Source organism: Streptomyces sp. HUAS CB01 (assembly GCF_030406905.1).
Taxonomy (GTDB): domain Bacteria; phylum Actinomycetota; class Actinomycetes; order Streptomycetales; family Streptomycetaceae; genus Streptomyces; species Streptomyces chengbuensis.
In genome coordinates this window covers 6,566,579-6,583,116 of the sequence record NZ_CP129137.1, presented here as the reverse complement: position 1 = coordinate 6,583,116, position 16,538 = coordinate 6,566,579, and the positions used below count along the sequence as shown (strand labels likewise).

General features: G+C 75.1%; 15 protein-coding genes. 5 read left to right on the top strand and 10 right to left on the bottom strand.

Annotated features, from left to right (window positions below; genetic code table 11):
* Positions 1-52: 52 nt before the first annotated feature.
* From QRN89_RS28930 to QRN89_RS28910, 5 genes are all read right to left on the bottom strand, one after another.
* A complete protein-coding gene (locus QRN89_RS28930) occupies positions 53-217 on the bottom strand; it encodes a hypothetical protein (RefSeq protein WP_290352359.1) in 165 nt (54 codons plus the stop codon).
* Positions 218-326: 109 nt separating this feature from the next.
* The gene (locus QRN89_RS28925) at positions 327-671 is read right to left on the bottom strand and encodes a hypothetical protein (protein WP_290352357.1); all 345 of its coding nucleotides are present in this window, start codon (positions 669-671) and stop codon (positions 327-329) included.
* An 82-nt stretch (positions 672-753) separates the two neighbouring features.
* Positions 754-2,160 (bottom strand): amino acid permease, encoded by a 1,407-nt coding sequence (locus tag QRN89_RS28920; RefSeq protein WP_290352355.1) that lies wholly within the window; start codon positions 2,158-2,160, stop codon positions 754-756.
* A gap of 66 nt (positions 2,161-2,226) precedes the next feature.
* Positions 2,227-4,377 (bottom strand): phage holin family protein, encoded by a 2,151-nt coding sequence (locus QRN89_RS28915; RefSeq protein WP_290353903.1) that lies wholly within the window; start codon positions 4,375-4,377, stop codon positions 2,227-2,229.
* Between the two features lie 584 nt (positions 4,378-4,961).
* The gene (locus tag QRN89_RS28910) at positions 4,962-5,378 is read right to left on the bottom strand and encodes a recombinase family protein (protein ID WP_290352353.1); all 417 of its coding nucleotides are present in this window, start codon (positions 5,376-5,378) and stop codon (positions 4,962-4,964) included.
* Positions 5,379-5,560: 182 nt separating this feature from the next.
* Here QRN89_RS28910 and QRN89_RS28905 point away from each other — a divergent pair, with 182 nt between their 5' ends.
* Together QRN89_RS28905 and QRN89_RS28900 are read left to right on the top strand one after the other, a co-directional pair.
* The gene (locus QRN89_RS28905) at positions 5,561-6,334 is read left to right on the top strand and encodes an MBL fold metallo-hydrolase (RefSeq protein WP_290352351.1); all 774 of its coding nucleotides are present in this window, start codon (positions 5,561-5,563) and stop codon (positions 6,332-6,334) included.
* Positions 6,335-6,348: 14 nt separating this feature from the next.
* A complete protein-coding gene (locus QRN89_RS28900; protein ID WP_290353902.1) occupies positions 6,349-6,987 on the top strand; it encodes a DedA family protein in 639 nt (212 codons plus the stop codon).
* On the opposite strand, the gene QRN89_RS28895 is transcribed toward QRN89_RS28900, so the two are convergent.
* From QRN89_RS28895 to QRN89_RS28880, 4 genes are all read right to left on the bottom strand, one after another.
* Positions 6,967-7,974: an MBL fold metallo-hydrolase gene (locus tag QRN89_RS28895; protein WP_290353901.1), complete on the bottom strand. Its 1,008-nt coding sequence runs from the start codon at positions 7,972-7,974 to the stop codon at positions 6,967-6,969. The two genes, QRN89_RS28900 and QRN89_RS28895, sit on opposite strands and share 21 nt — an antisense overlap.
* Positions 7,975-8,482: 508 nt before the next feature.
* Positions 8,483-9,700: an aminotransferase class I/II-fold pyridoxal phosphate-dependent enzyme gene (locus tag QRN89_RS28890; protein WP_290352350.1), complete on the bottom strand. Its 1,218-nt coding sequence runs from the start codon at positions 9,698-9,700 to the stop codon at positions 8,483-8,485.
* Between the two features lie 309 nt (positions 9,701-10,009).
* A complete protein-coding gene (locus tag QRN89_RS28885; RefSeq protein WP_392854268.1) occupies positions 10,010-11,206 on the bottom strand; it encodes a sulfite oxidase in 1,197 nt (398 codons plus the stop codon).
* A gap of 473 nt (positions 11,207-11,679) precedes the next feature.
* Positions 11,680-12,252 carry a TIGR03086 family metal-binding protein gene (locus QRN89_RS28880; protein ID WP_290352349.1) on the bottom strand — a complete coding sequence of 191 codons (573 nt, stop codon included), beginning with the start codon at positions 12,250-12,252 and terminating at the stop codon, positions 11,680-11,682.
* A gap of 296 nt (positions 12,253-12,548) precedes the next feature.
* On the opposite strand from QRN89_RS28880, the gene QRN89_RS28875 reads away from it, so the two are divergent.
* Positions 12,549-14,180 (top strand): bifunctional phosphatase PAP2/diacylglycerol kinase family protein, encoded by a 1,632-nt coding sequence (locus QRN89_RS28875; protein ID WP_290352348.1) that lies wholly within the window; start codon positions 12,549-12,551, stop codon positions 14,178-14,180.
* A 183-nt stretch (positions 14,181-14,363) separates the two neighbouring features.
* Complete coding sequence (locus tag QRN89_RS28870) at positions 14,364-15,176, top strand: class I SAM-dependent methyltransferase (RefSeq protein ID WP_290352346.1); 813 nt, start codon at positions 14,364-14,366, stop codon at positions 15,174-15,176.
* 6 nt (positions 15,177-15,182) lie between these two features.
* Here the strand turns inward: QRN89_RS28870 and QRN89_RS28865 are convergent, their stop codons facing one another.
* Positions 15,183-15,752, bottom strand: a complete 570-nt coding sequence (locus tag QRN89_RS28865) for an SMI1/KNR4 family protein (protein WP_290352344.1) — start codon at positions 15,750-15,752, stop codon at positions 15,183-15,185.
* Positions 15,753-16,017: 265 nt separating this feature from the next.
* Here QRN89_RS28865 and QRN89_RS28860 point away from each other — a divergent pair, with 265 nt between their 5' ends.
* A complete protein-coding gene (locus QRN89_RS28860) occupies positions 16,018-16,398 on the top strand; it encodes a VOC family protein (RefSeq protein ID WP_290352341.1) in 381 nt (126 codons plus the stop codon).
* The last annotated feature ends 140 nt before the right edge of the window (positions 16,399-16,538 follow it).

Below are 16,538 nucleotides of genomic sequence, written 5' to 3'. Positions count from 1 at the left end.
CCGCGGAGCCGGGCGAGGGGCGCACGCGCCCCGCGCCCGGCTCCGGCGAGGGTCAGTGCGCGTCGTGCGCCCCGGATTCGCGGCCTCGGGAATCGGAGGGCTCGGGAGGTTCGGGTTCTCGTTCGGCCGCTCCGGGGGTGTGGTGGTCGTCCGGACCGTGGCGGACGACCTCGGCACGGATGAGCGCGTTCACGGCGGCGAGGGGGTCGATGGGCATGGCTGTCTCCTTGCGCTTGGACGAGGTGTTCGGTGTTCGCTTGGATGCGAAGGAAGGTGAACGTCCGTGCGAGGGACGGCACGACGAGATGCCGTTCCCGTACGGGTCCTCAGCAGCGCAGGACCACGGACCTCGAGGCCGGGGGCGGGGGCGGAGCGGCGGACACGGCGACTCCGCGGGGGTACGGGCCGGGGGCGCCGTCGCGTGCTGTCCCGTCCTCGGTCGGCGCGCAGGCCCGTGCGGACCGCCCTTCCGCCCGGGCGGGCGGAGGCTGTTCCGTGACGGAGGTGTCCTGCGGTGCCTCTCCCGCCGGATCGGCGGGCACGGAGGCCGGCGGGCGATCCGCGCCGGGCGGGGTGACGGCCGTGGCGCCCGCCCGGGTCCCCAGTACGGCGACGAGCGCCATCAGGACGGCGAGCACGACACGGTCGGCACAGCGCACGGGTCGGTTCACGGGCACAACCTCCTGGACATGCCAGCTGTGCCCGCGAACCGCTCCCGACGCGCCGTCCGCGGCCGGAATCCGCCCTATCGGGCTACGCCCGACCGGCCGAACCCTCGGTCCCCGCCGCCGTTCGGCGGTTCCGCGCGGACATCCACGCGTACACGAGGACTCCGGCGAAAAGGAACAGCACGCCCTGGTAGACGGCGGCGTAGCCGGATCCGGCGACCAGCCAGAGGGAGAAGGCGGCGGCGACCGAGGCGAGCACCCCGTCGCGCACGAGCCGGGCCCGGTCGATGCGGTGGGCCTGGCCCGAGGCCAGGTAGTGGATCTGTGCCGCGGTCGACAGCAGGTAGGGCACGGTCGCGGTGAAGGTCGTGATCAGGACCAGGATCTCGAACACCCCGTCGGCGCCCGCCGTGTAGTTGTAGACGGTCAGCAGAGAGGCCAGGACGACGGTGACGAGCACGCCCGCCGTGGGCACGCCGCGCCGCTTGCGGGCGAAGAACGCCGGGAACAGGCCGTCCCGGGCGGCCGCGTACGGGGTCTGGGCGCTCAGCAGCGTCCAGCCGTTGAGCGCGCCGACCATGGAGACGAGCGCCATGCACGCCACGGCCGTGCCGCCCCAGGCGCCGCCGAACATGGCGTTGACGGCGTCGGAGAACGGCGCGGTGGAGCCGATGAGCTCGTCGTGGGCGACCGTGCCGAAGACCGCGAGGGTGCCGAGGAGGTAGATCACGGCGGCGCCCGCGGTGCCGAGGAGGGTGGCGCGTCCGACGTTGCGCCGGGGGTCTCGGACCTCGCCGGCGCTGACCGCCGCGGACTCCACACCGAGGTAGCTGAAGAGCAGGATGGCTGCGGAGGCGGAGATCGCGCCGACGGCGCCGGAACCACTGGCCTCGAACGGCCCGAGGTTGTCGGCGTCGAAGAAGAACAGTCCGCCGACGGCCACGAACAGCAGCGGCACGAACTTCATGACAGTGGCGACGAGCTGCACGGCGCCGACGTAACGGGTGCCGGCGAGATTGGCCAGGGCGGGCAGCCACTGGAGCAGCAGGGCCGCCGCCATGGTCGCGGGCTTGGAGTCGTGCAGGGGTACGAGGACGTCGAGGTAGCCGACGGCCGCCACGGCGAGTGCGGCGTTCGACACCCAGGCGGTGATCCAGTACGACCAGGCGGCGAGGAAACCGGCGAAGTCGCCGAACGCCTCCCGGGCGTACACGTACGGGCCGCCGGTACGCGGATGGCGCGCGGCGAGGCGTCCGAAGACCATTGCGAGCGCGATCGCGCCCACGGTGAGGACGGCGAAGGCGACGAGGCTGACCGTGCCGAAGGGGGCGACCGAGGCGGGCAGCAGGAAGATGCCCCCACCGATGATGTTGCCCATGACCAGGGCGGTCGCGACGGGGAGTCCGAAGCTCCGTGCGTGCCTGCTGCGTTTCCCGGCCGTCTCCCCGGTGGTGGCGACGGTGGGTTCGGTCCGGGGAACTGTGGTGGTCATGGGGGTGGTGCGCCTTTCTCCGTGCAAACCCGACCATGTTCGGGGACGGTTCCGCACCCCGCCAAATCAGTCCGATGCGTCCCGTACGACCGGGTCCCTCACGGGAAAAGCTTCGCCCGGACGGCCCGGCGACCGGGGATTCTCCGCCGGATCCAGCGGTACCTGCGGACCGAAGGGCTCGCCCCGACACTCGTCCAGCCAGCGCTGCAGCACCGCGTGAACCTCTTCGGCCCCGGTCGGCTCGCCCCCGCCCGGGACGGGTTCCGACAGTTCGCGCGGCGAGAGGAGGAAGGGGAGGGACTGCTCGCCGCCGAGTCCCCCGTGCGAACCGATCTGCGCCTCGAAGGCGTGCACCCGGCCCGTGGCGGGGTCGTACATGGAGTTCACCATGATGTCGGCGACGTGCGGGAACGCGTCGGTGCGCCGGACTGCCTCGGCGGCCCCCGGCCCGAACACCGCGAGCGGGCCCGCCCCGTCGAGTCCGGCCACCGGAAGCTCCACGGTCCCGGCCCCGTCCCGCGCGAGCACGACCGAGCCGTGCCGTTCGCTCCGTACCAGGAGGAAGCCGATACCGGGGTGCCCGGCGAGGGTGTGCAGGAGCGCCGGGTGGCGGCGGTCGATGTCCTCCCTGCCGGCCCGGCCCGGAAGGTCCGGGAAGGAGATCAGGCCCAGGTTCCCCGAGGCGAGGACGATCGGGTCCGAGCCGGGAGCGGGCCGCTCCCCTGCCGCCTCCTCGCCCATCGGCCGGTGCAGCGCCCCGAGCAGCGCGTGCCGGGCCGCGTCCCGTGCCTCGGCGCCGCTCTTGGTGCGTCCCGCACGGCGGGAGACGGGCAGCCCGCAGCCGGCGCGGACGAGGTCCTTCAGGGTCAGCCCGTAGGCGCCCTCGAACGTCTCGCCGGGGCTCTGGCCGTGGTCGGACAGGAGCACGATCCGGTAGGTGCGGGGCGCGTGCTCGGCGGCCTTGGCGATCAGGGCGACGGCACGGTCGATCCGCTCGAGCACCTTGGCGGCGTCGCGGCTGTGCGGCCCGGAGTGGTGGGCGACCTCGTCGTAGGCGACGAGGTCGGCGTAGACGGTGGTGCGCCCGGCGAGCAGGTCGCCCATCACGGCGGCGACCACCACGTCCCGTTCGACGACGGTCGCGAAGGCCCGGATGAACGGGTACAGGCCGCCCCGGCCGGTGCGCGGCCGGTCGCCCCGCATCCGTGAGCGGACGGACTGCCCGATCTCGCGGCCGACCTCCGCCACGAACGACACCGCGGTCCGGACGGCGTTCGCGGGATCCGAGAAGTAGGCGAAGTAGCCGGCCCGTGAGCGGTTGGCGCGGCCGCGGCGGGCCGCCACGGACAGCACCAGCGCGAGCTGGTCGGCGCCGCCGGTGAAGAGGTTCCCGCGGCTGGCGCCGTCGAGACTGAGGAGGCCTGCGTCCCGGGTCCGCAGGACGGCGCGGCGCTGGAGCTCGACGGCGCTCGCGGGCCGGTTGCTGACCATGATCCGGCCGGTGTCCTTCTCGTACCAGCGGAAGCCGGGCACGTCGTGGTTCGAGCCGTGCAGGATGCCGAGCTGGCTGGCGCCCGTCTGGCTGGACCAGTCGGTGCGCCAACGGGTGAGCCGGTGCGAGGTGCCGAGCCATCCCGCCACGGTGGGCATCAGCCCGTCCTCCACGGCCCGGACGAGCACGGCGTGGCCCACGCCGTCGAGTTGCAGGAACACCGTGCCGGGAGGCGCGTCGCCGTCCGCCGGCCCGCCGCGTCTGCGGCGCCGGCGGGTGGCGAGGCGCGACAGCCGTCGGCGGTAGGCGTTGTCGTCACGGACCGCCAGGGCGGTCGAGGTGGCCGAGGCGACGGCGGACATGACGGCGGCGACCACCACGGCGGTCTCGGGCGCGGCGGCACCGCCCCCGTCGGGTATCAGCCGCAGGGCGAGCAGCAGCAGCGAACCGTTCAGGAAGAACACCAGCAGCCCCAGCACCAGCGCGGGCACCAGCAGGAACGCGCGCACGACCAGCGGCCAGACCAGCGCGCTGAGCAGGCCGAACGCGCCGGCACCCCAGGCCGCGGTGACCGCGGTCCTCGTGATGCTCTCGCCGTCCTCGGACCGGAGCTGGAAGTCGGGCAGGATCCCCGCGAGCGCGAGCAGCGTCAGGGTGGACACCGCCCACACCACGATCACGCGCAGCAGCGCTCCCCCGGCGGCCTTCCACCGCGCCCCGCCCACCCGCGGTTCGCCCACCGCGCCACCGCCTCTCGCCTCGCCTGCGTCCAGCGTGTCACGCGTCCCGGCCACCCGGACGCCGGAACCTCCCGGATCCCCCGCAGGGGGGCACGGGGGCGCGCGACGGGAGCGGGTTCCGTGCGCTCGGGGCCGGCGGCGGGAACGGGTTCCGTGCACCGGGAGCGGCGGTCCGCCACCAGGACCGTGCACCAGGACCGGCGATCCGCCACCGGGATACGTGCACCGGGACCTCGGCCGCGGACCGGGACCGGCGGTCCGCCACCAGGACGGACGGGTCCGGCACCGGGATACGTGCACCGCGACTTCGGCCACGGACCGGGACGGACGGGTCCGGCACCGGGATACGTGCACCGGGACCTCGGCCGCGGACCGGGGCCCCGTAGCCGGGTCCCGTGCGAGCCCGGGCGGCCGGGCGGCTTGCTCGGGGCCGGGAGCTGTCCTCGGGGCCCGGAAGCGTGGGTGGGTCGCCCCGTGCCCGATGGCCGGGAGCCGCACATGGCGCGGCCAGCCCGGGCGCCGGGCCGGCGGGCGCCGCGGCCCCGGCCGGTTGCCGGAGCGAGGAGCGGTCAGCAGCCGTTGTAGCCCGCTGTCGGCATCGAGAGCCGGCGGTGGACGCTCGCCTTCATCGCGGCGTCGTACGCCGGCTCGTCCAGACCGGCCGTGGCCAGCCGGACACCGCGGCGCTCGCACTCGGCGGAGAAGTCGGGGACGGAGGTCAGGGCGCGCGCCAGCACCCGCTCGTTCGGGGCGACGAAAAGGTCGACGAGGCCCGCCTCGACGTCGGCCCAGAGCACGCAGTGGTCGGGACGCAGCCGGTAGAACAGCAGCTCGCGGGCGACCACGTACCCCTGGTCCGCCGCCCATCGGGCGCACATCGCGTGCTGGCTGCGGGTGTCGACGAGGAAGGGGTCGCTGTCGAGCTCCTCCAGCGGGGTCAGGCTCGCGATGGCCGCCACCCGCACACCGTCCCCTGCGCCTGTCATGGACCCTTCCCCCCGCCTCGGCTGTCGTGGCCCGACCCTACTCGGGTACGGCCGCGCGGGGGAGGCGCACTTCGGGGCGCGCGGGAGACCGCCGGACCCCCGAGCGCCTACGCTCGTACCGAGGACGGCGGCCGGCCCGCCGAGGGGCGGACCGGGCCGGGTCGCCGGCGAGGAGGCGGTGCGTGGCGGTCGAGGTCACCTGGTGGGGTCACGCCACCTGCACGGTCGAGGACTCGGGGGTCCGGGTGCTCACCGACCCGCTGTTCGTCGGCAGGCTCGCGCATCTGCGCCGGCGGCGGGGACAACTGCCGCCGGCAGAGGCAGCCGTCGCCGACGCCGTGGTCGTCTCCCACCTGCACTCCGACCATCTGCATCTGCCTTCGCTGGCCCGGCTCGCCCCCGGCACCCGGCTGATCGTGCCCCGCGGCGCCCCCCGTGCGGTCCCCGGGCTGCGCAGACTCCGCGGCCTGCGGATCGTGGAGGTGGCACCGGGCGACGAGGTGGCCGTGGCGGACCTGCGCCTACGGGCCGTTCCGGCGGCGCACGACGGGCGGCGGCTGCCGGTCGGGCCGCACCGCTCCCCCGCGCTGGGCTTCGTCATCCACGGCGCGGCCCGGACCTACTTCGCCGGTGACACCGGACTGTTCGACGGCATGGCGGCCGCGGTCGGTCCGGTGGACGTGGCGTTGCTGCCGGTCGGCGGCTGGGGGCCGTTCCTGGGGCACGGCCATCTGGACCCGGACCGCGCCGCCCGCGCGCTGGCGGCGCTCGCCCCGCGCTCGGCGGTGCCGGTGCACTACGGCACGTACTGGCCGATCGGGATGGACGCGGTCAGACCGCACGAGTTCCACTCCCCGGGCGACGAGTTCGTGCGCAGGGCGGCCCGTCTGGTGCCGGAGGTGGCGGTGCACCGGCTGGGTCACGGCGAGAGCGTGCGGCCGGAGGTCTCCAGGTGACGCTCCAGGACGTCATGGGTCAGCTGCCGCCGGAGTCGACGCAGCAGGCCGTCGGCTATCCGACGCTGTTCCTGCTGGTGGCGCTGGGCGCGCTGGTGCCGGTGGTGCCGACGGGAGCGGTGGTGAGCACGGCGGCGGTGGTGGCGCTCCATCAGACGGCGCCTCTCTCGGTGTTCCTCGTGTTCCTGGTCTCCGCCTCGGCGGCGTTCCTCGGGGACATCACGCTGTACTGGCTCGGCCGGCGCGGCGTCGGGTCGAGGAACGGCTCGAAGTGGCTGGAGGCACTGCGGTCCCGGGCGGCCCCGGACCGGTTGGCCCAGGCACAGCGCAAACTCGACGACCACGGCGGCACCGTGCTCGTGCTGTCCCGGCTGGTACCGGCGGGACGGATTCCGGTGATGCTCGCATGCCTGATGGCGAGGATGCCGCTGGCCCGCTTCGCGCGCGGTGACGCGCCCGCCTGTCTGGCGTGGGCCGCCACGTACGGGGTGATCGGGATCCTCGGCGGTTCGCTGTTCGACGAGCCGTGGGAGGGCGTGCTGGCGGCCGTGGGGCTGACGCTGCTGCTCAGCGGGGTGCCCGCGCTGTGGAGAAGACTTCGGCAGCGGCGGGGATCGCGCGGGCGCCGGTCGTCAGGCGGTCAGCACGCGTGAGCCGCCGACCGGCAGGTCCCACAGCTGTTCGCGTGGTCGGCCCGTGTGCGCCCAGGCGGTCAGCAGCCTGCGGATGGGTTCCATCACGGGCTCGGACGAGAGCACGAAGGTGGCCCAGTGCATCGGGGCCATGTTGCGGGCGCCGAGATCCTCGAACGCCTGTACCGCCTCCTCCGGGTCGGTGTGCACCGAACTGAGCCACCAGCGCGGGGCGTACGCGCCGATCGGCAGCATCGCCAGGTCGATGTCCGGGTGGCGGCGGCCGATCTCCTTGAACCAGTGGCCGTATCCGGTGTCGCCGGAGAAGTACACCTGGCGGCCGCGCTGGTCGGTGAGGATCCAGCCGCCCCAGAGCGAACGGCAGGTGTCCGTGAGGGTGCGCTTGGACCAGTGGTGCGCGGGGACGAACTCGAACCGGACCGAGCCGACCCCGCTGCCGGCGGGCAGTTCCGCCGACTCCCACCAGTCGAGTTCGGTGACGCGGGTGAAGCGCCGGCGCCGGAACCAGCCGCCGAGGCCCGCGGGTACGAACATCGGGGTGCGTCTGGGCAGCCGGGCGATGGTGGGCGCGTCGAGGTGGTCGTAGTGGTTGTGGCTGATGACGACGGCGTCGACGGGCGGCAGGTCCTCCCAGCGGACGCCCACGGGAGTGAGCCGGGCTGGTGTGCCGAGGATCCTGCGGGACCAGACGGGATCCGTGAGCACCGTGAGCTCGCCGATGGCCACGACCCAGCTCGCGTGGCCGGCCCAGGTGACGGCGACGGTGCCCGGTTCGGCCTCCGGCAGGGTGCCGGGGGCGAAGGGCAGCCGGGGAATGTCCTTGAGCCCGGCCGCCGCGGGCCGCAGCGCACCCTCCCTCGCCAGCCGCGCCATGGCGCGAACACCGGGAAGCGGTGAGGTGAGCCGGTCGGCGAAGGACCGCGGCCACCGCCGGGTGAGCCCCAGCGGCCGCAGTCCCGTCACGGACTCCGGCCCGGTCACGGGCACGGGCTGGGGGCCGGCCTCCGGCGGGGCCGCGGCCTCCGGCGGGGCAGCCGCACCGGACGCGGCGGACGAGCCGGACGGGCCGGACGGGCCGGACGGGCCGGACGGGCCGGACGGGCCGGACGCGGCGGACGGGCGGCGCCCCTGAGCGGGCTGGTCCGTGTGGGCCGGCGGGTACGAGCCGACCGTGCCATCACTCCCGCGCTCGGCGGACGCCGCCGCGGCCGGCGGGCGGGGGGCGCTGGGCTCCGTCCCGCCGAGCGCCTCGTCGCCCGGCGCCGCCGCGGCCGGCGCGAACGGATCGCCCGGGCCGGTGCCGGGGAGCGCGCCGTCCGCGGTGCCGGTGCGGGCCTTCGCGGACCGGTGGGCGGGGTTCAGGGCCCGGGAGACCCCCGTGGTGCGGCGGGTGGGCGCCGCCGGGGAGGTGGGAGGCGGCTGCTCCGTCTGGTCCGTCATCTGCGGCTCCGTTCATCGCGGTGGGGGCTCGCGGGTCGCGGTCTCCGGGACTGCGTCATCGCAGTTCCCGGAAGGCCGATCCGAGGGATTTCAGCGCCTTGGCGACATGCGGCAGTTCGAGGGGGTCCTCGGACTCGAGGGCTTCGAGGCGTTCCGCCGGGCTCGAGCCGAGAAAGGGACTGGTGTCGACACGGGCGCGCAGTGCGCCGAGTTCGTCGCCGAAGCGGTGGCCGCCGGGGACCGGCGTGTGCAGCCGTTCGCTGAGGTAGTCCTCCAGCTCCATCGAGTCGGTGACGCCGAGTCCGGTGAGCCGGGCGCGCAACGGGCCCAGGTCCGCGTACAGGTGGCGGCCCGCCTGCGGCGGCCCGGCCAGGGCACCGGAGGTGAGGATCAGATGGTGGACGGCGTCGGCGACCGCCGCGTGCAGGGCGTTCGCCCGGTCCCGCCGGGCGGTGACCGGGGCGGGCTCCTCCAGCGCGTGCGCGGCGGCCGCCGCCACCGGGCCGGCGACGAACCCCCCGAGGGCGGTGAGGATGTCGAGCACCCGGGCCCGCCGGTCGACGGCCGGTCCCGTCGTCGGGAACCGGGCCACGGCGACGGGCCACGCGGCCGGCAGCAGGGCCCCCGAGAGATCGCTGATGACGGTCACGTCGTCCGGGCACATCTCGGCGGGGCTGAGCAGGGGGCGGTCGAGAGGTTCGTGCACCGTGTCGCGCCAGGTCTCGTCGCTGATGATGTGCAGCCCTTCGTCGACCGCCGCCTCGCAGGCCTCGCGGACGAGTTCGGGCGGCGCGACGGTGGCGGTGGGGTCGTCGGCGACGGACAGCAGCATGACGTGCGGACTCCCGCCCTCCGCCCGGATCCTGCGCACGGTCTCCAGCAGGGCGTACGGATCGGGCACTCCGCCACTCTCGGCGGAGGTGGGCACGTGGAACGCGGGCCTGCCGAGGAGCCGGGCCTGCGGTGTCCACCAGGCGGGGCAGGGCCGCGGCATGAGGACGTCGCCGCCGTGCGCGGCGAGCAGCGCGAGCAGCAGCGGCTGGGCACCGGGCGCGGCGGCGATGTCCTCGGGGCGGCTGCGCAGTCCCCGCCGCCACCAGTAGCCGGCGGCTGCCTCGCGCAGGATCGGCCCGCCGCCCGGTGGTTCGGGTGATGTGCGTCCGGCGGCGGACGCGAGGACGTCGGCGAGTTCGGGCAGCACGGGCAGGCCCGGGTCAGGCGCGGGCGGGCCGTAGCGCACCGGGCCGCGGCCCTCCGGATCCGTCCGCCGCATGCGCCCACCTCCCGTGCTCACGGCCCGGAATCCCTGCCCGGCCCTCGAGCCCTTTATACGGAGGTTCGGGCCCGCCCGCCGCTCCGGGCGGGCCGTTCGGCATTCCTCGGGCCACCGCCTTCCGGGCCCGCGGTCGTTCACGGGCGCGGTCGTTCACGGGCGCGGTCGTTCACGGGCGCGGTCGTTGAGGCCACGGTCGTTTGGGGCCGGGGTCGTTCCCGGAGGTGGTCGATCCCGGCCGGGGTCCCGGACACGGTTGCTCCCGGCCCGGGGGGTTCCGTCGCTCCCGGTCGTCTCCGGGCTGCCCGCTCAGACCACGGTCACCGGATGGCGAACGACCGCGTCGAACAGATAGCCCTGGGAGTTGTGGACGCTGCGGGCCGGCTGGGTGTTGCCGGCGGCGTCCGTCGTGCGGGCCATCAGCACCGTGTCACCGGTACGGCCGGGGCGCCAGGGAGTCGCCCAGCGCACCCAGCCGTCGCGGCGCGGGGCGTCCCGCAGTACGGCCGGCCGCCACCGGGCCCCGCCGTCCGTGCTGATCTCGACACGGCGTACGGGCGCCGCCCCGGACCAGGACCGTCCGGTGAGCAGATGGGTGCGGCCGGCCGCGAGCGAGGCGTGGACCGGCAGCTCGAAGGCGCTCTTGACCGTCTGCCGGGTCAGCGGGGCGCTGCCCCCGGGCGGGTAGGCGTCCCCGAACAGCCGGTAGGTGTCGGTGTTCCAGGGCGAGTGCAGCGGTGCGGTGCTCACCTCGATGTCGCCGACCCACTTCACGGAGGCGATGCCGACCCAGGACGGCACGACGACCCGGACGGGGAAGCCGTGGTCGTACGGCAGCGGCTCGCCGTTCATCTCGTAGGCGAGGATCACGTCGTCCATGGCCTTGGCGAGCGGAAGGGGCCGGCGCACCCGGCCCAGGGAGACCCCGCCCGAGACGAACGCGTCGTCCAGTCCCCGGGGCATGACGTCCACCGCGTCGGAGGCGACACCCGCACGCCGGAGCACCTCGGCCAGTCGCACCCCGCGCCAGCGCGCGACGCCGATCGCGCCGAGCGTCCAAGGCGTGCCGCCGACCGTCTCGCCCTGCTGGGAGGCATAGAAACTGCGGCCGTTTCCGGCGCATTCGAGGAAGGCGGTACGGGTGACGGACGGCATCGACCGGAGTTCGCCGTAGCGGAAGTCGACGGACCGGCGTCCGCGGAGGCCGCTGCCCCAGAGCGTGAGTGTCCAGTCCGTCTCGCTCAGCACGGGTGTCGAGGTGTGGTTGCGGACGAAGAACCGGTCGGCGGGTGTCAGGGGCCCGGTGTCCCGGAACGCCGCGAAGTCGGCCTCGGCGTTGGTGCCGCGGACGGTGAACAGCCCGGGCGGCAGCGGCTTGACGATGCCGGCGGTCGCAGCGGCGGCCGGCCCTCCGGCGGCCAGGGGGACGGCTGCCGCGACCGGTGCGGAAGCGATCAGTTTGAGCAGGGAACGTCGGGCGGGTGGACGGGCTGACGGAATCGGCACGGCACTCCTCGGAAGTGTGTCGGGGGGCGGCACGGCGGACCGCGAGTGGCGCGACGCGGACGGCGGCCGCTTACGGTGAACAGCTGGAGGAAGGGCGGGGAAACGGCAGAGAACAGGGGATTCCGGAACAAGCGGGAACACGGCTCGACCGGGGGGACATGACCGGAAGGACCCGAACCGCGCTCAGACCGGGAGGGAACGGCCGACACGAACGGCAAGGACCGGCCGTCGGGAACGCGCAACGCGCGGCAGGGTGTGCGGCGCAGGCGGTCAGCGACAGCGGACACGACAGCGACACAGGCACGCCGAAGCGGAAGGCAGTGCGTGACGGCGGCGGGAGTGGCGGGCCACGAGATCCTGCCTGTCGAGGGTCATGCCGTGAGCCTGGGCGCGACCGGCCCTCCCGGTCAGCCGTTCGGCCGGAATGGTGCCGGCCGCGACCGGGGGGAGGGGGCGTGACGGGAGAAGGGGCGTCAGGGACGGCGCCCCAGCAGGCAGAGCAGCTTCGTCTGCGGGTCGGCGCCCTCCGGGGGCTCCACCGCGGGGGCGAACATGCCGCTCCCGGCGAGCTCGGCGGCGTACGGTGCCACCTCCGCGGCGGCGAAACCCACCAGCGCGTCCGGGAGGGCGTCGTCGGCGCCGATGGCCCGCGAGAGGTCCCACGCGTGCACGATCGTGTCGGCCGTCATCTGCGAGCAGTAGGCGGCGACGGTGCTCTCGCCGTACGACAGCCCGACACGGCGCTCCAGGACGCCGGGCTCGCGGAAGGCGGCCTTGGCGGCGGAGGCGGCCCGGTCCCAGGTGACGGCGGGATGGCCGCCGAGCACGTCGCCGTCGTAGGAGTCGCCGACGTCGTCGACCGAACGGCCCTCGCCGACCAGGGGCGGCACCCAGAGCTGCTCGGCGGTCACATGGTTGACGAGATCCCGCACGGACCATCCGGCGCAGGGCGTCGGCGCGTCCCACTGCTCCGGGCGGACGGCGTGGACCCGTTCCGTGAACAGCGCGAGGGCCTCGGCATGCCGTTCCAGCAGGGGATCGTCCATGGAGTCCACTGTGCTCCGGCCGTCCGGCCCCCGCGAACGCACGCGGTGCGCTGCCGGGCCACGGGACAGGGACGCGGAAGCGGGCCCCGGGGTCGGGCAACGCGGCAGCGAGGCGGTACGGCGCGAGGGTCCCGGCCCGGCCGGCGCCAAGCGCCCGCGGGATCGGCGATGCACGTGGGGCAGGAGGCGCCCGTGGGGAAGCAGAAGTATGAGCCCGGCCCGTCCGCTCTGCGCGGCGCGGGTGGCATGTGAGCGGGGCCCGCTTGGATCGCGATGAGGCGGGGTACCCGCGTTGCATGCCGGCCTTCCACCGAGACAGAGCGCCGCAGTCCACCGCGCAGTCGCTCCCGCAGTCCCTCACCCGCGCCGTGTCCCGCCTCGTGTCCGTCCCCGAGGGGTTGCCACGGCGCACGCCGCGCGCCCGGCGGATCGCCTCGACCCTCACGGGATGGGACCGCAGCGCCCTCCACGCGATCGCGACCCGCCACTGGCCGGGTGCCGACCCCGTGCTGCCGAGGCTCAGCAGGGCCGCCGACCACGGGCTGCTGTGGTTCGGCACGGCCGCCGGGATGGTCGTCTTCGGGCGCGGCGCACGGTCGCGGAGGGCGGCGGTGCGGGGCGCCGCCTCACTGGCGCTCGCCTCGGCGACGATCAACACCGTGGCCAAACGGTCGGTGCGCAGGGCGCGCCCGATGCTCGACACCGTGCCGCTCGTCAGACAGCTGAAGCGGCAGCCGTTCACCACGTCCTTCCCCTCGGGACACTCGGCGTCGGCGGCGGCGTTCGCCGCGGGAGTGGCGATGGAGTCGAAGGGCTGGGGGGCCGTGGTGGCGCCGGTCGCGGCGGCCGTCGCGCTGTCGCGCGTGTACACCGGGGTGCACTACCCGAGCGACGTGCTCGTGGGCGCGGCCCTCGGGGTCGGCGCGGCGTTCGCCGTACGCGGGCTGGTGCCGACCCGCGACCAGTTGCCGCCACCGGGCCGGCCGCACACCCGGGCGCCCCGGCTGCCCGCCGGCAAGGACCTCGTCGTGGTCGCCAACCGCTCGTCCGGTTCCGGCACCGGGCCGCTCGGCGCGCTGGCGGCCGGGGACGACGCCACCGCGCTCGTCCGCGACGCGCTGCCGCTGGCGCGGATCGTCGAGTGCGCGCCGGAGGAGATCGAGAGCGCTCTGGAAGAGGCGGCCAGGAGCGGCTGCCGGGCGCTCGGCGTGCTCGGCGGCGACGGCACGGTGAACCGCGCCGCGACCACCGCGGCCCGGCACGGGCTGCCGCTCGCCGTGTTCCCCGGCGGGACCCTGAACCACTTCGCGCACGACCTCGGCCTGGAGACCGTGCACGACACCTGCGAGGCGCTGACGTCGGGCGATGCCGTACGGGTCGACCTGGGCCGGTTCACCCCGGGCCCGGACGGCGCGCGCGAGGGCCACTTCGTCAACACCTTCTCCCTCGGCGTGTACCCCGAGATGGTGCACATCCGTGAGCGCTGGTCACCTCGGATCGGCGGCTGGCCGGCCGGCGTGCTGGCCGCGTTGCGGACCCTGCGGGGCGAGCACCCGGTGGAGGCGGAGATCGCCGGACGCCGGAGGCCGCTGTGGCTGCTGTTCGCCGGCAACGGCAGCTACCAGCGCGTCGGCCCCACCCCCGGGCGCCGTTACGACCTCGCCGACGGGCTGCTCGACGTGCGGGCGGTGCACGGCGGCCGCTTCCCCGGTGTGCGGCTGCTCGCCGCGGCGCTCGCGGGTCCGCTGAGCCGGTCCCCGTTCCACGCTGCCGGCCGGTTGCGGAAGCTGCGCATCTCCGGACTGGCGCCGGGCTCGCTGCTCGCGTACGACGGCGAGATCGCCAAGGCGCCGACGGACCTGACGGTGGACAAGCTCACGGAGGCGCTGGTCGTCTACCGCCCGTCACCGGCCTCGCCGCTGCTCTGACGGGCCCCGTCCCGCGCGGGCCCGGATCCGGCGACCGTCCCCGGAGCCGGGTCCCGCACGCGGCTCCCCCTTCCCCGCGCGGCGCCCGGCGACGACTGCTGTCCACATAGCAAGACCCAGGTCTCAGCATCCGAATCTCGGGCGTACGGTGGCCGTACCACGTCTCGAGAGGGGTACGGCCGCATGTCGAAGGAGACCGCCGTCTACACCCATGGCCACCACGAGTCGGTGCTGCGCTCGCACGGCTGGCGCACGGCCGCCAACTCGGCCGCGTACCTCGTGCCCGAACTCCGGCCCGGTACGGACCTGCTGGACGTCGGATGCGGCCCCGGCACGATCACGGCCGATCTCGCGTCCCTGGTCGCCCCCGGCACGGTCACGGCGGTCGACGCCGCGGCCGACGTCCTGGAGCAGGCGCGGGAGGCGGTGAGGGCCCGCGGGAGGGACAACGTCCGCTTCGCGGTCGCCGATGTGCACGCGCTGGACTTCCCCGACGACTCCTTCGACGTCGTCCACGCCCACCAGGTGCTGCAGCACGTCGGTGACCCGGTGGCGGCGCTGCGCGAGATGCGGCGGGTGTGCAGGCCGGGCGGTGTCGTCGCCGTCCGAGACAGCGACTACGGCGCCTTCGCCTGGTTCCCCGAGGTCCCGGGGCTCGACTCCTGGCTGGACCTCTACCACCGCGTGGCCCGGGCCAACGGCGGCGAGCCGGACGCCGGGCGCAGGCTGTACGCGTGGGCACGCGCCGCCGGTTTCACCGCCGTCACGGCCACCGCCTCCGCCTGGTGCTTCACCACCCCCGAGGAACGCGCGTGGTGGAGCGGCCTGTGGGCGGACCGTACGACGGCGTCGGCCTACGCGTCGCTCGCCGTCGAGGGCGGCCACGCCGGCCCGGACGAACTCGACGGCATCGCCGCCGCCTGGCGCGCGTGGGGCAGCGAGGACGACGGATGGTTCATGGTCCCGCACGGCGAACTGCTCTGCCGGGTGCCCTGAGGCTGCTCAGCAGGGCGTCACCTCGGGCCCGAGCGACGGCAGCGCCCACGGCTCCAGCGTCCCCCCGGCGTACTCGGCGAGGAACTGGACCGCACCACCGGCGTAGTGCCACCAGCCTCCGCTGCGGGAGGCAACCGTGACGACCCAGTCCTGCGGGGTGTCGCCGGCCGCCGTCCACAGGAACTTGTCGCTCTCGTTCGACTCCGCCCAGGGCAGCAGGCCGCCGGGGGCGGGATGGGCCGTCGGACCGCGGTCGGATTCGAGCCAGGCGTCGGCGAGGACGTCGAGGGCGCCGCGCACACCGTGGAGCAGATCGTGCTCCCCGCCCGGCTCGGGGAGGGCGACGAGGACGAAGTCCCCGAGGGCGAACGTCGGGTACCACTCGGCGAGGCGCTTGTAGTCGGCGGGGAGGGCGGTGCCCAGGCCGTCCTCCAGCACGGCCCAGTCCGGCACGACGGGCTCCGCCCTGCGCAGTCCGCGCAGTCCGGGGACGGCCGACTCCAGCGCCGCGAGGGCCTCCTGCGGATCCGTGATGCGGCGGGCCGGCGTCTGTGTGCCGATCGACTCGTCGTTCATGACCGCAGCGTGCCAGAGCCGTCCGACAATTCCCGGTGAGGGGCGCGGACATCGTGGCGGCGTCCCCTGCGGCCGTCGGGTCCCCGGGCGCCCGGGGACCCGACGTCGGTTGCGCCGGGACGTGCCGGCCCTCGCGGCACCGTCCGTCCGCGAACCGTCCGTGCCTCGCCGCGCCGTGCGGCGGTGCCCGTGGCCGACGGCGACCCCGGCGGCCGCGGGACGGAATCGATCTCGTGGTGCGGCGGCGCCAACTACCCTCGCCCGTATGGAGATCCTCGGAACCACGCTGCGTATCTGCGTCGACGACCTCGAGGCCGCGTCCGGCTTCTACGAACGCCTCACCGGCACGCCCGCGCTCCGCTTCGAGCGCGGCGGGGTGTCGGTGGCGGCGGTGGGCTGCTTCCTGCTGATGAGCGGTCCCGAGTCGGAGCTGGAGGTCCTCCGCAAGGTCTCCGCGACCATCGCCGTCGAGGACGTGGACACGGCGTACACGACGCTCACCGAGGTCGGGGCCAAGGTGGTGGCGGGGCCGGTGCCGACGCCGGTGGGCCGCAACCTCATCGCGGTCCACCCGGACGGGTCGGTGTTCGAGTACGTCGACCGGAAAGCCGCCGCCCCGGACACCGCCGGCGCCCCGGGCCGCTGAGAGCAGGCCGCAGTTCGGCGGACCGCACCGCGCGGCGCCGCCGGGTCCCCGCCTCCCCCGGCCCCCGCGCCGTCCTCCGTACCGGGCCGGCAGCAGGGTTCCCACCCGGCGGTGACGCGCCCTGCTCACCGCCGCCGCGA